Source organism: Sunxiuqinia sp. A32, from assembly GCF_052690465.1.
Genome location: NZ_JBQYLI010000015.1, coordinates 25,506 through 40,070, shown reverse-complemented (window position 1 = coordinate 40,070; position 14,565 = coordinate 25,506). Strand labels below are relative to the sequence as shown.

The following is a 14,565-nucleotide window of genomic DNA, read 5'->3' as shown; positions in this document are numbered from 1 at the left end:
TGCATGGAAACACATATTACGATTAACAATTCAATAAACCAAACAAGTTGCAAAAACTGTGGATTATGCACTGAAGTCTGTCCTAATAAGATAATTGGGAAAAATGGTAGTATTGAATTTATGCAAGAAAGAGAACATCTGTGCCTGCAATGTGGACAATGCATGGCTGTCTGTCCTGCAAAAGCAGTACATGTTAAAGGTCTTTCCTACGATGATTTCTGTGAACTACCTAGTCGTAAAAACAATTACGAAAATTTTGTTGAAATCTTGTCAAGCCGCAGATCTGTACGAAATTTTAAAAACCAACCCGTAAGTGAAGAATTGATAGACGAAATAGTAAATTCTGTTTCTTATGCCCCGTTCGGGGCAGCACCTGAAAAAATGGAGATAAGCATAATTAATAATCGTGAAACAATTGAATCAGCTTTGCCTTTAATTTCTGACTTTTTAAACGGAATCGAAAAAATGATTGAAAATCCGATTGTGTCAGAATTTCTGAAATTGATGGCAGGGAAGGAAGATTATCAAACTGTAAAAAATCACATATATCCCATCTCCAAGGCTGGAAATTATAAGCTGGAGAACGGTGATGGAATCACAAGAGGGGCACCAACAATAATAACAATACATGCACCTAAAAATGCAGAAGCCCATTCTAATAACGGAGTTATTTACGCAACCTATATGATGCTGGCTGCACATGCAATTGGACTGGGGGCAACCATGATTGAGTGTGTAATACCTGCCATTAATAAAAATAAAAACTTAAAGCAGATTTTTCAAATCCCTGCTAATAACGAAGCCATTATGTCAGTTATAGTTGGCCATCCAAAATACCACTATAAAAGAACAGTTAAACGGAACAAACATAAGGTTCACAAAGTGGACTAAAATCATCCTTCCAAATCATCCTCAGGGATGATTTTTTGTTGACGGGTGGATGGTAATTTTGATTCAGAAATAATTCATTAAAAAATTATAAACTGATGAAAACAGAAACTAAAACAAACAAAAAACAAGCAGTTTTAATAACCGGTGCTTCAACAGGAATTGGATATGCAACTGCACTTTATCTTGACAAAGCAGGATATAAAGTATATGCAAGTGTGCGCAAAGAAGTTGATAAACAAAAACTCATTAAAGCTGCATCATCAAACCTAACTCCAGTAATAATGGATGTGTATGATGAAGAAGTTGTGAACAAAGCTTATCAGCAAATAAAAACAGAAACCGAAGGATATACCTTTAGCTTGGTTAATAACGCAGGAGTATCCCTTAATGGGCCACTGGAATTGATTCCCTACTCAAATATAAAAATGTTATTGGATGTTAATATCTGTGGTTTAATCCTGGTAACAAAAACTTTCTTACCCCTTATTAGAAATAAAAAAGGGCGAATTATAAATATAAGTTCCGGACATGGGCTACTTGCCATTCCCGATAAAAGCGTTTATGCCGCTTCCAAGTTTGCTGTTCAGGCTATTTCCGATTCACTCCGGGTTGAACTAAGGCCTTTTGGAGTAAAGGTTTCGGTTGTTGTGCCCGGCAAGATAAATACAAATGTATTGGGAAAGATAATTGATGAAAGAGAAAAAATGATTGATCAGGCTCAGCCCGAAACAGCAAAACTCTACTCAACTCAAATGGAGTATTTCGACAGGGAAGTAAAAAATCTTCCAAGTATCGAAGCTGTTGAAGTTGCAAAAGTAATTGCAGAATCTTTAAACAATCCAAAACCAAAAGCTCAATATTTAGCAGGTCCTGGTGCGAAGAAAATGAAAATATTTGCCCGTTTTCCTCGGTCAATGAGAGATAATATGATGTACAAAGCCATTTATAAATAGATGATAAACCGGATAGACATGGAACACTTTAAAATTGAAATAAAAGGCCGTATTGATAAAGAATGGGCAGAATGGTTCGGGGAAATGGAAATCAACTACCGTGAGGAGTCGACCATATTGACAGGAGAATTGCCAGACCAGTCGGCATTACATGGATTATTGAATCAAATTCGCGATTTAAACCTAAAACTTATATCCGTAAATCCTTATAAAGAAATTAAATAAGCTTAGAAATCATGAAAAGACAAATACTTAGAAAACGGATATCAACGATCTCATTTTTCCTGTTCCCTGCCACATTTGTTTATTTTTCACCCTATGTAATTGTAGATGCCAGTGCAAAAGGAATTATATGCGGAAGCTTTTTCCTGTTCATCCTGCTATTTATCGGGTCATTGTTTTTTGGCAGAGCATTTTGCTCTTGGGCATGCGCCTTGGGAGGTGCACAAGAAATTTTATCACCTCTAAAAAATAAGTTTGCAATAAAAGGAAGAATAATTAAGTGGTTCATTTGGGTTCCCTGGATTAGTACAATCCTTTTTATAGCAATACGTCAGGGTGGTTATCAGGAAATAAATCCGTTGTTCAGAACCAACCATGGTTTTTCACTTGGCAGTATCTACACAGCCATAGCATATTTAGCAGTACTATTGGTGTTGCTTCTGGCTCAGTTTCTGGTTGGCAAAAGGTCTTTTTGCAGACACATTTGTTGGATTGCCCCTTTTATGATTCTTGGTACAGAAATTCGAAAGCTTTTAAAAACACCCTCTCTAAAACTAGTCAAAAGAGATAGTCCCTGTATTAGTTGTAAACGCTGCACAAAAAATTGTTTGATGGGGCTTGATGTTGAAAACATGATAAAAACCAATAACATGGAAAACGCCGAATGTATTCTCTGTGGAAACTGCGTTGATGTTTGTAACAAAGAATGTATAAAACTCAAGTTTAAATAATTAACATTTAAAAAATAATCATCATGAAAACTCAAAACTTGCAGCAAACAGCTCAATCAAGGACAAAAGCAAAAGTTGAATTTAAAATTCATCTGATAAACTACATCGTAATAAATGCAATTCTTGCAGTTATTAACCTAACGCTAACTCCCGGATATTTATGGTTTAAATGGCCACTTTTGGGTTGGGGGATTGGTATTGTTCTTCATAGAATTAATATACAATTCTTAAGAATTTCAAGTCTGAAAGAGTAGATGATTGAAATCAGTAGCACGTAAAAAAAAAGGATTATGGCAACGAAATTCCGAAAAAGTCCTCCCGTATGTCTGTTCATCTCAATTGGAAGATTATTGGCCGGGAAACTAAAGTTCTCAAAACATTACCTAAACGATACAGTGAAAATGGAGGATGGTCAGGAATTCAAAATTTTCAGGCACATCACTGTTTTTACCACTAAAGAGATCGAACAAGCGGTTACATTTATCGTCAGTTTCAAGTTTGCCCGATTATCGCACAATGCAAACCGTGTTGCATCAATAATCCCCATGTTGCTAATCGCCGGCTTTCCGGGCTTTCAAACCAAAATGTACGCAGTAAACAAAACAAATGGCTTTTGGCAGGGAGTGTATCAATGGAAAACTCACAAGCACCTTGAAGAATATTTGAAATCTTTTGTTTATAAAATGATGAATAAAAGAGCAATCCAAGAAACTATCTGTTCCTGGGAGCATGACAACCAATTATTAATCATGTATATCGACAAACACAAAGTCGTGTGATGGTAATTTTTAAAAAATGCTTGATCTTAAGATTTTTCAGGATTGAATATAGGGTTGATATTCAAATTTGGGATTTATTAAATAACGACTGCGACCAAACATAAAATATGCTGGGTAAAAAGATTGTGACCGATAAACCGCCAGTGCCTAACATTCGATCATAAAACATAGCGCGGAAAGTGGTATATTTGAGTAACATAACATCCAATCAACGGCAGCAACGGTCTCTTAACTCAACGCTTTTAAGTGCGCTATTTTTCATACCACAACCGTTAGGCACTGTCCTTGATAATTCAATCCCTGACGGCTTTACCACGTTGGCGAATTGACGAGTATTTTTAAAGAACACGAGTTGAAAAATATCAAATGGATTAAAACTACTATGGTTATGAGAAAAAAAGAACTGTGGATTATTATACTTTGTATATTTTTTAATGGAGTCTACTCACAAAATATACTTGAAAAAGTTAACCTATTTATTTGTACCGAAGGTGACCATGGACAACTTGACCCTTCTGCAACAGTACCGTGGGGCCTCATTAAAGTAGGACCAGATACCGATCCCGGAAATCACAGTGGTTATAATTATAGTGCTACCAAATTGAAAGGCTTTTCGCATAACAGAATCGGTGGTACAGGCTGCAATGGTGCAGGCGGGAACCTTTGCATAGTTCCGGGGATTGGTGCACGATTAGAAAAATCATATTGTTTTGATAAATCGAAGGAACAAGCTTCACCAGGTTATTATTCCACCATATTGAAAAACAATGTAAAGGTGGAACTAACTGCAACCAACAATACCGCATTTCATAAATATACTTTCCCGGCATCAGATAGTGCTTTTATTAGCTTTAACCTGAGTAGTACGTATGCAAAATTCATCAATGCCTCCAAGACGATGATCGGCAAGCAAGAATTTGCAGTTAGCATATCAGCAATGAATGTCTGTGATGTAGGCCGATACGAAACACACTTTTATGTGAGATGCAATAAAGAACCAATTCAGGTAATGGATTCTTTAGAGAATATTGTCTTTTATTTTAAAACAAGGAAAAATGAAGTTGTTAATTTATCGGTAACAGCTTCTACTATCAGCCAGGATGATGCTAAAGATGAATGGTTATTTACTGCCAGTAAGTTAAACTATGATGAAGTTCTTAAACAAGCACAGAAAAAATGGACTAGTGTGTTATCTCTTATTGAAGTTGAAGGAAAGAAGGAATACGAAACAATATTCTATACCCATCTCTATCACACGTTACTCAACCCTGTAAAGTCAGAAAATAGAAATCGAGAATTTAAAGCAACTAATGGACAGTTATATACTACGCAAAATTATGCTCATTATGATTCGTGGTCTATGTGGGATAATTTCAGGAATAAATTCAGTTTATATTCTTTAATTCTCCCCGAAATTTCAATGGATATCTGTAACTCGCTTGTTGATTTATACAAGTATGGAAAACCTTTTTGGAGTGGTTACTTAGAGCCAGTGCCAACGGTAAGAACTGAACATACCATTATCACATTGCTTGATTTTTATCAAAGGGGAATAAACGATTTTAATGCAGAATTGGCGTATAACTGCATGTGTGCAGAGATTAATAATATTCATGATGATACCCCGGATACAAAACTCGAAAAGTCTTATGATTACTGGGCATTGTCAGAATTTGCAAGATTACTTAATAAACAAGAAGATCAATTATTGTTTCGTGACAAAGCCATGGATTATAAAACAACATGGGGAAAGTTTTTTTCAACGATAGACGAAACATCAGATATTATGCATGCAAAAGGATTATACGAAGGTACCATATGGCAATACCGCTGGCATGTGCAATTTGATATTGAAGGGTTGATAAATTTATTTGGCACAAAAGAAGAATATACCAATCAGTTGGAATATTTTTTTGAGAACCATTTATATAACCACGGCAACCAGCCAGATATTCATGTTCCCTTCATGTTTAATTTTGGAACAAGACCTTGGTTGACTCAAAAGTGGGTAAATAAAATTTTAACTAAGGATATGTTTCAGTATTATGGAACACACAACAAATGGGATAAACCATACTATGGTCGCATATATAAATCGGTTCCAGCAGGCTATTTCCCTGAAATGGATGATGACGAAGGCACTATGTCAGGCTGGTATGTATTAAGCTCATTAGGTATGTATCCGGTTGAAGTAGGTAAACCTGTTTTTCAATTAACATCTCCAATATTTGACAAGGTTGTGATACATGTTCGAAATGGAAAGACTTTCGAGATAATAACTAAAAATTTAGATGATGAAAATTTCTATATAAATAGTTTAGAGTTAAATGGCACTCAAATGAATAGACTGTATTTAAATCAGGATGATATAATTAATGGAGGTAAATTAACCATTGAATTATCTGATAAGCCAAATCAAAAATTAGGACAAATTAAATGATGAATGGATAACAACAAGTGGCATATTACATTCGGATTTCTGCTATTTTAGATGATTGGTGGCTCGTGAAATAATCAATGTAAACTGATGGGAAATTGCTTCGAAAGCCGACATGACCACATAAAGCTACCTTTTAGCCACATCCCCCTTATCCCAGAAAGCCAGAATTAAATGCTGACGCTTGCTAGAAAAAAGCTAAATTAGTATACATTAATAAAACTTATATCGGTCTGGGAACCTGCAATATTTTGTAAGGTTTGTCACCACATTAACAGTGACCCAGTAAAACAAAAGCGAATCGGGAGAAAATTATGAATGTAATTTTAAGTATCGGTATTTTAGTATTTATCGGCTATTTATTGGGTGAACTGGCAGAAAAGATATAATTGCCCAAAATATCAGAATATATAATAGTCGGTATTATTTTAAATCCTGATTTAGTTGGAATTATGTCCGATGAATTTGTGGGTCACACCTATCCGGGACTTTCAAGAATTTAAACAGGCAAATATTGATGATGATGAATGATCTATGTCCGAAATATGTGGAACTAATGAAAAATACAGGATGGTCAATTTAAATTTTTGAAAACCTTGAAGATGCCAAAACTTGGTGTAAAGTAGAAAAATAAAACAACTACATACTCCCGTCATCCATAGTTACATTTCCAACTTACGACTATTCAGGAAAAAAAGAGTTTTAGAAATTCGAGTTGAACATTAGGTAGCGACTTACAATGCTAATAAGACCAATTTAATTCCCTATAGCTATTTGCATTACAAACTCTGTAAAAGCAAAACCCTCGTTTGGAACGAGGGTTAGAGACGCACTTAAGCGCGACATTTTTACATTATGTAGTTTAGATTGTCTATCTATTTTTCTCAGAAAATTTTCTTCCCAATCGCAGGGCTTTTAGGTTCATTTCAACAATTTCCTCCCCTTTTTGCTCAAAAATCTGTCGAATACCAGCTTCCAATTTTTCTATCTCAATATCAATAAACGGAGAAGCAGCACCTAGCATCACCATGTTTGAAGCTCGAGTATTCCCAGCTTCTTTTGCCAACTCATCTGCATCAATTGCAACAAAGCGTGGCAAAGCCTTAATTTGCTCCATAATTGCGTCGTAGTCCGGATAGTTTGGAATATTCACAAATGGTGTAATATTGGTGACCAGGTAACCCGTTGCAGAGAGAAATGGCAAATAACGAAGGGACTCCATTGGCTCCACTGATAAAATTAGATCAGCCTTTCCAATAGGAATCAGGTCCGAAGCGATCTCTTTATCAGACAAACGTAAATGTGAGATTACTGCTCCCCCACGCTGACTCATTCCGTGAGTTTCTGCTTGTTTTAAAAATAAATTTTCGGCAAGTGCGGCATTTCCAATCGCTGCAGCAATGGATAATATTCCTTGCCCGCCAACACCAGCTAATATAATATCTGATTTCATCTGCTTAATTTTTAATGTTTTTCATGACGATTGACTTTTCTTTTTCGGCGACTAACCCGTTGAATACATTCCCTTCTTGGAATAACAACAGAAACACCTTCATGAGCAATCTCCTCACGAAATATTTTCACCATCTCCTCATGATTTTTGCTTAACGGTACGACCACGCGTATGTGCGCCGGATCAACGCCAACACCTTTGCAAATGCTTTCAATTTTTCCGAAAGCCGAAGAATCCTGTCCTCCCGTCATCGATACGGATTCATTATCAGCGATAACAACTGTGATATTCGAGTTTTCATTCACCGCGTCCAGCAATCCAGTAATCCCAGAGTGTGTAAAAGTTGAATCACCAATTACCGCAACAGATGGAAACAAGCCTGCATCAGCAGCACCTTTTGCCATGGTAATCGAAGCCCCCATATCAACACATGAACTAATCGCTTCATATGGCGGTAAAGCACCTAAGGTATAACAACCGATATCTGAAAAAACATGTCCCCTACCGTGTTCTGCCAATGCTTCATTCATTGCTACATAAGAATACTGGTGCCCACATCCCTGGCAAAGTGCCGGTGGTCGATTGGTGACCAATTCGGGAACGCCAATTCCCTGGTATATCTCTTTAGCCAGTGCTATAGCAATATGATCCGGATTCAGCTCTCCAACTCTTGGCAATGAGCCATCCAAACGACCTTTTATTTTAGTTCCATTTGCAAAAAACCCTTTCAGCTTTTCTTCAACCAAAGGATAGCCTTCTTCCAACACCAAAATCTCATCGCACTCCTGCTCCATCTTTTTCAGTAATTTTTCAGGAAGTGGATACTGTGAGATCTTTAATACAGGATACGGACAAGTTTCATTGCTATAATTCTCTTGCAAATAGTTGTAACTGATTCCGCAACAAATAATTCCTAAACTTTTTTCATCTCCATCAATGTATTTATTATATACTGAATTCTCAGCAAGTTCAGTCAAACTTTTTTGTTTCTCCAACAATCCATTGTAACGTTTTCGGGCATTTGCCGGTAATAATATAAACTGATTCGGATCTTCCGGCATGCTCTTTTCATTTTCAGCCAACACGCTCTTACGAACGATTCCTGCACGAGAATGTGCCAGACGTGTGGTAATTCTGACCATGACCGGCAAGCCTGTTTTCTCGGAGAGTTCAAAGCCTTCGCGAGCCATATCATAGGCTTCCTGCTGATTGGAAGGTTCCATTACCGGAATCATTGCAAAATCTCCATAATAGCGTGAATCCTGCTCATTTTGTGACGAATGCATGGATGGATCGTCAGCAACGGTTAAAACTAGACCGCCACCAACGCCTGTGATAGCAGAGTTTATAAACGCATCAGCAGCCACATTCAGCCCCACATGTTTCATGCAAGCCATGGAACGTTTGCCAGCATAACTCATCCCCAATGCGGTTTCATAAGCTGTTTTTTCATTCGCTGACCATCTTCTGTGAATATTCTTTTCAACCGCGAGTGGATTATCCTGAATATATTCGGTTATTTCTGTTGAAGGAGTTCCAGGGTAAGCATAAACTCCAGACATACCGCCATCTATAGCTCCCTGTCCGATTGCCTCAACGCCTAACAGTAAGTGCTTTTGCATATGATTGATTTATTGGTTTTTATTTTTGGGATTTCAAAATTAGCAGTATCCCTGTCAGAAACAACATTAATTGTCAGGTTTAGATAATTTTATAAAAAACTATCCGAAATTAAAATACTTGGTAAATAAGTTGAAAATAAAATTGAGCTACATTAATCAGCTTAAAATGGTAAGAACTAGCTTTCTAGGACCGCCATAATTTCGGAACTCACACAAATAAATCCCTTGCCAGGTTCCCATATTCAATCTCCCACGAGAAATGGGAATGGTTAATTCTGCCCCGAATAATGAAGATTTTATATGTGAGGGCATGTCGTCACTTCCTTCGTAAATATGAATGAAATCCGGATCATTCTCAGGAACAAGCTTATTTATAAAAGTTTCAAAATCGACACGCACTGATGGATCCGCATTTTCATTTAAAGTGATTCCGGCAGATGTATGCTTTACCAAAATGTGTAACAATCCCTGCTCTGGCAAATCACCAAGCTCACGAGTTACTAAATGTGTTATTAAATGAAATCCCCGTGAAAAATTGGGAAGTGATATTTCAATTTGCTTGACCATCCTCTACTTTTTCAAAAAATCATCAAATGCATTATACGTACCTCCTGCTTGTTGCGATTGTTGCATATCGTGTTGATTTTGCTGCCATTGCACTGCCATATCTGACAATACAGGATCTGCATGTTTAAAAAACATTTTATACGATGTACAAAAACGAGGTTTGCGATGATCGGCTGGATCTTTTATACGGTCTTTGGTGCAACCACCATAACATTTCGATAGCCAGGTGCATTGTCTGCATTCACGGGGCAGTTGGCCTTTTGCCAAACCAAAAATAGTTTGCTTTTTTGAGTTCAACATATTGATAATGCGATCGTGCATCACATTACCGAGCTTCCATTTGGGTTCAACGAAAAAATCACAGCTATAGATATTGCCGTTATGCTCTACAACCACATAAGGGCCGCACTCTTTCATCATGGTACATTCGGGAGCATCAAAACCAACATAGCTATAAAACACCGATTCAAAATGTCGAATTGAAGTGGTGGGTTGGCCGTCTTTAAAATCCGCCAGCCACAAATCAAAAAGCTTATTCAGGAAATTCCCATAATCCTCAGCAGCAACCGAAAAATCGGCTGCTTTAGTGGGATCATCTTTATCGGTTTCAACAATCGGAATAAACTGCATAAAAGTCAAACCGAGCTCCTTGAAATAATTATATAATTCTTCCGGATATTTAACGGAATGGCTGTTCACCACGCTCATTGCATTTACAGAAACTCCTTCGTCCAAGAGCATTTTTGCATTGTCCTCAACTCGTTGGTGAGTTCCTTTTCCACCACGATCGAAGCGATAATGGTCATGAATAAATGCAGGACCGTCCAACGACAAACCAACCAGCCAATCGTATTTTTTCAGGAATTTAGCCCAGTCTCTATTCAACAGCAGGCCATTAGTTTGCAGGCCATTTCCCACTGATTGACCATGCCCGTATTTCATTTCCAGCTCAATAGCATGCTTATAAAAATCAAGTCCCAATAAGGTTGGCTCCCCACCCTGCCAAGCCAAAGAAACATTGTCACCTGATTGCTGCATCACCTGTCGAATTACTTCCTCCTGAATCTCCGGACTCATTAGATGTGTCGGTGAATTACTAAACAACTCAGACTTCTCCAAATAAAAGCAGTAGGTACAATTCAGATTGCAATCTGGTCCCGAAGGTTTTATTAAAACAGAATTGAGGGGTTTGAATTTATTTGCCATCTCGTTCTCCTATCAAATCAATGAATGACAAATTTACTAAAAAGAATGGAACGGTCTTTTTGCATGACCAAATTGGGGTGAGAAACTCAATATAAATTGAAACACTAATCCAGTACGAAACGATAAGTAATAGTGCCTTGCTGAAATGCAGGTGCTTTTTCATCCAAATTGAAACGGGCTTTCAAAGCTGCCTGTTTTGCAGCTGCCAATAATTGCGAATTATAAGTTGATGAACCTCGGGCTCCCGGCTCAGCATTAGTTACTTTACCGTACTTATCAACTGTAACTTTTACAACGACAACCCCTTCTTCGTTTCCCGGGTAATAAGGTTTTGGTAATGATTGGGCTGATCTTCCTGACAGACTAAAAGAAACGCCGTTTCCAGCACCGCCACCATCACCATAATTATTGGAATTGGCTGTTCCATTGGGATTTCCTTGATTTCCACCCTCATAAGTAACTCCCTGACTGGTACTGGTTGAACTTTCATCTCCAGCCCCACCAGCGCCAAATGCATTAGCTGCACGTGAATTAATTTCAGATATTTTTTGCTGTTCAGCTTCCCTTTTTAATCGGGCTTCCTCTTCCAGTCGCTTACGCTCTTCTTCTGCTTTTCGCTGTCTCTCAATTTCAGCCAAACGCTGGCGTTCAATCTCAGCTAGTCTTTCCTTTTCAAGTTGCTCTTGTTTAAGTTGTTCCTCAATCTTACGCTGGCGCTCTATTTCCTCTTTTCGCTTTTTCTCTTCTTCCTGTTTCTTTTTAGCAGACTCAATGGCAACCGTTTCTTCAAAATCCTGAGTCATCACCTCTTCTTTGGGCTCTTGTTTTGGAGTAGGCTTTGGTTTTGGCGGTGGTGGAGTTGTTGGTTGTGGTTGCTTTTTTTCTTCCTTCACAACAGCAGGCGGTGTTTGCTTTTTGGGTGCGGGTTCTCGTGGTCCAAGTCCCTGACTTGAATTACCATAATTCACCAGAATACCCTCTTCCTCGGGTAACGGAAGTGGTGTAATAAAGCCAAATATCAGCAATAAAACCAATATTATCACATGGAAGACAATTGTCCCCCAAAAGCCTCTGTTATGTTTCTGGAAATAAGTCATTAATATTATTCGGGCGCAGTAGCCAAAATCATTTTATATTTATTGCGCTTGGCAATGTTCATTACTTTCACGACCTGTTCAATTGGAACCGATTTATCAGCAGACAATGAAACAAATGCATCTTCATTAGCGCCGATCGCTTTTTGCAGAGCAGGTTCTATTTCATGAAAAGCAACTCTGCTTGGAGTCCCATCTATATTTACGTAGTACTTCAGATCTTTAGTGATAGAAATAGTGGTCATTGGTTTAGCTGCCGTTTGATTATTACTTTGTGGTAAAAGCAATTTCAAGGCATTTGGAGCAATCAGGGTTGATGTCACCATAAAAAATATCAGCAACAAAAAGACGATGTCAGTCATAGACGACATACTGAAACTGGCATCAACCTTATTTCTTCTCTTAAGCGCCATATTTTCTATTTTGCAGGTTCATTTAATAAGTCCAAAAATTCTGAAGTAGCTGCTTCCATCTTAAAGATTACCTTCTCTACATTTGACACCAAAATATTATAGGCGAAGTAAGCAATGATACCAACAATCAGACCAGCCACTGTAGTAACCATTGCCTGATAGATACCGGATGACAAAAGTGTTACATCAATATTATTTCCAGCATTTGCCATATCGTAGAATGCTTGAATCATCCCCATTACAGTACCAAGGAATCCAATCATCGGAGCACCACCGGCAACGCTTGCTAAAACTGGCAATCCTTTCTCTAATTTGGAAATCTCAAGGTTACCTACAATTTCGATGGCAGCATTTACATCCGACATTGGTCTTCCAATTCGTGTAATCCCTTTTTCAATCATTCGGGCAGTTGGATTATCTTGTGAACGCGTTAACGCCAAAGCAGCATCAACTTTTCCCTCAAGAATATAATCTTTTACTCTTTCAAGTAATGATTTGTCAACTTTTCCAGCCTTTTTAACAGCAAAGAAGCGATCAAAAAATATAAACACTGCAATCAACGATAACAAAATAATTGGAATCATGATCCAGCCGCCTTTGAGCGCCAAATCAAAAAATTTAGTAACAATAGCTTCCTGTTGTACGCTGTCTGCCAGTGCTTCGGCTCCTTCGCCAGCCTGTGTGGCTACTTGTAATAAAATGTAGTCTAACATAGATCAATTTTTATAGGAACAGTAAAGAAACGGGGTATAATAAGAATTTATTATACCCCGCTAAAATAACTATTATTTATTAGTATTTTCTAAAGTCCAAACATAAAATAATAAACAGCAGCACCAGAAAGGTATCCGATAATTGCCAACCAAGATATTTTTTTCAAATACCAGATGAAATCAATTTTTTCCAGGCCCATCGCAGCAACACCGGCAGCAGATCCAATAATTAAAATACTACCACCAGTACCTGCAGTGTAAGCTAAAAATTCCCAGAAAACGCCGTCCTGAACAAAGCTGGAAAGGTAACCCGTAGCTCCCACTTCTGCAATTGGATACATACCCATTGCACCTGCAACTAAAGGAACGTTATCAACAATTGATGAAAGTACACCAATAGCCAAATCAATCAGGTAAATATTACCCAGTTTTTCATCCAGGAATTGTGATAATAGATTTAATTGTCCAGCTGACTGCAATGCAGCTACAGCAGAAAGAATACCGAGGAAAAATAACACAGTAGGAACATCAACCTTTCTCAACACAGCAGTCACACGAAGCTTATGCTTTATCTCGTCGGGTTTGTCTTTATGAATTATTTCAGATACAATCCAGATGGTTCCTAATGACAACAACATTCCCATATAAGGAGGAAGGTGTGTCAATGTTTTGAAAACAGGCACAAATAACAAGCCTGATACTCCCAGAACTAATAACAAAATCTGTTCTTTCTTACTTGTAAGTCCGTTTTCCTCTTGCCCTAGTTCCGGACGCTTGACATCACCTTTCATTGTAAAACTCAATATTCCCAGCGGTACAATCATACAAACCAAACTAGGAAGAATCACCCCTTCAACAATACGAAGTGCAGTAACCTGAGAACCTATCCATAGCATAATGGTTGTGACATCCCCAATTGGGGACCACGCACCACCGGCGTTTGCCGCTAGTACAACCATACTGGCAAAGAACCAACGAGTCTGCTTATCATCAATCAACTTACGTAGCAAAGCAACCAATACAATAGTAGTTGTCAGGTTATCAAGCAAAGCTGACATGAAAAACGTTAGAAAACTCAGAATCCATAAAAGTTTAACTTTATTCGTTGTTCTGATTTTGTCAGTAATTACCTTAAAACCTTCATGTTGATCTACTACTTCAACAATGGTCATAGCTCCCAACAGGAAGAAAAGGATTTCAGCAATTTCACCTAGATGATGAATAATTTCATGCTCAACAATAAACTCATGAATGGCTTCGACTCCATGCACTCCATGTAGGTTTGTAAATGTTTTCCATGCCGGACTAAACCCTAAATCGAGAATTTGTTCTGCGCCCAAAATATAGACCACCCAACACATAGTGCCTATTATCAGCGCCGACGCTGCCTTATCCACTTTTAGTGGATGTTCCAGTGCAATAGCTGTATATCCCAGCACAAACACTACAACCATTAATATAAACATAGAATATTGATTTTAATT

General features: G+C 37.9%; 15 protein-coding genes. 7 read left to right on the top strand and 8 right to left on the bottom strand.

The features are described from left to right. The first annotated feature begins 3 nt into the window (after positions 1-3). The 7 genes from ACUNWD_RS14955 (at position 4) to ACUNWD_RS14925 (ending at position 6,016) form a co-directional block, all read left to right on the top strand. The gene (locus tag ACUNWD_RS14955) at positions 4-891 is read left to right on the top strand and encodes a nitroreductase family protein (RefSeq protein ID WP_445588637.1); all 888 of its coding nucleotides are present in this window, start codon (positions 4-6) and stop codon (positions 889-891) included. A 95-nt stretch (positions 892-986) separates the two neighbouring features. After that, positions 987-1,844 (top strand): SDR family NAD(P)-dependent oxidoreductase, encoded by an 858-nt coding sequence (locus ACUNWD_RS14950; protein WP_445588636.1) that lies wholly within the window; start codon positions 987-989, stop codon positions 1,842-1,844. A gap of 18 nt (positions 1,845-1,862) precedes the next feature. Then, on the top strand, positions 1,863-2,069 hold the full coding sequence (locus ACUNWD_RS14945; RefSeq protein ID WP_445588635.1) for a hypothetical protein: 207 nt from the start codon (positions 1,863-1,865) through the stop codon (positions 2,067-2,069). Between the two features lie 11 nt (positions 2,070-2,080). Next, complete coding sequence (locus tag ACUNWD_RS14940) at positions 2,081-2,797, top strand: 4Fe-4S binding protein (RefSeq protein WP_445588634.1); 717 nt, start codon at positions 2,081-2,083, stop codon at positions 2,795-2,797. A gap of 23 nt (positions 2,798-2,820) precedes the next feature. Beyond that, the gene (locus ACUNWD_RS14935; protein ID WP_445588633.1) at positions 2,821-3,051 is read left to right on the top strand and encodes a 2TM domain-containing protein; all 231 of its coding nucleotides are present in this window, start codon (positions 2,821-2,823) and stop codon (positions 3,049-3,051) included. A 36-nt stretch (positions 3,052-3,087) separates the two neighbouring features. Beyond that, positions 3,088-3,576 carry a hypothetical protein gene (locus ACUNWD_RS14930; protein ID WP_445588632.1) on the top strand — a complete coding sequence of 163 codons (489 nt, stop codon included), beginning with the start codon at positions 3,088-3,090 and terminating at the stop codon, positions 3,574-3,576. A 388-nt stretch (positions 3,577-3,964) separates the two neighbouring features. Then, positions 3,965-6,016: a glycoside hydrolase domain-containing protein gene (locus tag ACUNWD_RS14925; RefSeq protein WP_445588631.1), complete on the top strand. Its 2,052-nt coding sequence runs from the start codon at positions 3,965-3,967 to the stop codon at positions 6,014-6,016. Between the two features lie 868 nt (positions 6,017-6,884). Here ACUNWD_RS14925 and ACUNWD_RS14920 read toward each other — a convergent pair. The 8 genes from ACUNWD_RS14920 to nhaD all read right to left on the bottom strand — a co-directional run bounded on the left by ACUNWD_RS14920 (position 6,885) and on the right by nhaD (position 14,547). Continuing rightward, entirely contained in the window at positions 6,885-7,466 is a 582-nt protein-coding gene (locus ACUNWD_RS14920) for an indolepyruvate oxidoreductase subunit beta (RefSeq protein ID WP_445588630.1), read from the bottom strand. Positions 7,467-7,477: 11 nt separating this feature from the next. Further along, positions 7,478-9,088: a thiamine pyrophosphate-dependent enzyme gene (locus ACUNWD_RS14915; protein WP_445588629.1), complete on the bottom strand. Its 1,611-nt coding sequence runs from the start codon at positions 9,086-9,088 to the stop codon at positions 7,478-7,480. Between the two features lie 156 nt (positions 9,089-9,244). Then, positions 9,245-9,655, bottom strand: coding sequence for a secondary thiamine-phosphate synthase enzyme YjbQ (locus tag ACUNWD_RS14910; RefSeq protein ID WP_445588628.1), 411 nt, complete (start codon positions 9,653-9,655; stop codon positions 9,245-9,247). Between the two features lie 3 nt (positions 9,656-9,658). Beyond that, positions 9,659-10,861: an anaerobic sulfatase maturase gene (locus tag ACUNWD_RS14905; RefSeq protein ID WP_445588627.1), complete on the bottom strand. Its 1,203-nt coding sequence runs from the start codon at positions 10,859-10,861 to the stop codon at positions 9,659-9,661. Between the two features lie 104 nt (positions 10,862-10,965). Further along, a complete protein-coding gene (locus ACUNWD_RS14900) occupies positions 10,966-11,958 on the bottom strand; it encodes a TonB family protein (RefSeq protein ID WP_445588626.1) in 993 nt (330 codons plus the stop codon). Positions 11,959-11,963: 5 nt separating this feature from the next. Beyond that, entirely contained in the window at positions 11,964-12,368 is a 405-nt protein-coding gene (locus ACUNWD_RS14895) for an ExbD/TolR family protein (RefSeq protein ID WP_445588625.1), read from the bottom strand. A 5-nt stretch (positions 12,369-12,373) separates the two neighbouring features. After that, positions 12,374-13,081 (bottom strand): MotA/TolQ/ExbB proton channel family protein, encoded by a 708-nt coding sequence (locus ACUNWD_RS14890; protein ID WP_445588624.1) that lies wholly within the window; start codon positions 13,079-13,081, stop codon positions 12,374-12,376. A gap of 89 nt (positions 13,082-13,170) precedes the next feature. Continuing rightward, positions 13,171-14,547, bottom strand: coding sequence for a sodium:proton antiporter NhaD (gene nhaD / locus ACUNWD_RS14885; RefSeq protein WP_445588623.1), 1,377 nt, complete (start codon positions 14,545-14,547; stop codon positions 13,171-13,173). Positions 14,548-14,565: the final 18 nt, after the last annotated feature.

Excerpts from the sequence above, each read along its gene's own strand:
- ACUNWD_RS14955 (WP_445588637.1), top strand. The coding sequence starts at position 4 with ATGGAAACACATATTACGATTAACAATTCAATAAACCAAACAAGTTGC.
- ACUNWD_RS14950 (WP_445588636.1), top strand. The coding sequence starts at position 987 with ATGAAAACAGAAACTAAAACAAACAAAAAACAAGCAGTTTTAATAACC.
- ACUNWD_RS14945 (WP_445588635.1), top strand. The coding sequence starts at position 1,863 with ATGGAACACTTTAAAATTGAAATAAAAGGCCGTATTGATAAAGAATGG.
- ACUNWD_RS14940 (WP_445588634.1), top strand. The coding sequence starts at position 2,081 with ATGAAAAGACAAATACTTAGAAAACGGATATCAACGATCTCATTTTTC.
- ACUNWD_RS14935 (WP_445588633.1), top strand. The coding sequence starts at position 2,821 with ATGAAAACTCAAAACTTGCAGCAAACAGCTCAATCAAGGACAAAAGCA.
- ACUNWD_RS14930 (WP_445588632.1), top strand. The coding sequence starts at position 3,088 with ATGGCAACGAAATTCCGAAAAAGTCCTCCCGTATGTCTGTTCATCTCA.
- ACUNWD_RS14925 (WP_445588631.1), top strand. The coding sequence starts at position 3,965 with ATGAGAAAAAAAGAACTGTGGATTATTATACTTTGTATATTTTTTAAT.
- ACUNWD_RS14920 (WP_445588630.1), bottom strand. The coding sequence starts at position 7,466 with ATGAAATCAGATATTATATTAGCTGGTGTTGGCGGGCAAGGAATATTA.
- ACUNWD_RS14915 (WP_445588629.1), bottom strand. The coding sequence starts at position 9,088 with ATGCAAAAGCACTTACTGTTAGGCGTTGAGGCAATCGGACAGGGAGCT.
- ACUNWD_RS14910 (WP_445588628.1), bottom strand. The coding sequence starts at position 9,655 with ATGGTCAAGCAAATTGAAATATCACTTCCCAATTTTTCACGGGGATTT.
- ACUNWD_RS14905 (WP_445588627.1), bottom strand. The coding sequence starts at position 10,861 with ATGGCAAATAAATTCAAACCCCTCAATTCTGTTTTAATAAAACCTTCG.
- ACUNWD_RS14900 (WP_445588626.1), bottom strand. The coding sequence starts at position 11,958 with ATGACTTATTTCCAGAAACATAACAGAGGCTTTTGGGGGACAATTGTC.
- ACUNWD_RS14895 (WP_445588625.1), bottom strand. The coding sequence starts at position 12,368 with ATGGCGCTTAAGAGAAGAAATAAGGTTGATGCCAGTTTCAGTATGTCG.
- ACUNWD_RS14890 (WP_445588624.1), bottom strand. The coding sequence starts at position 13,081 with ATGTTAGACTACATTTTATTACAAGTAGCCACACAGGCTGGCGAAGGA.
- nhaD (WP_445588623.1), bottom strand. The coding sequence starts at position 14,547 with ATGTTTATATTAATGGTTGTAGTGTTTGTGCTGGGATATACAGCTATT.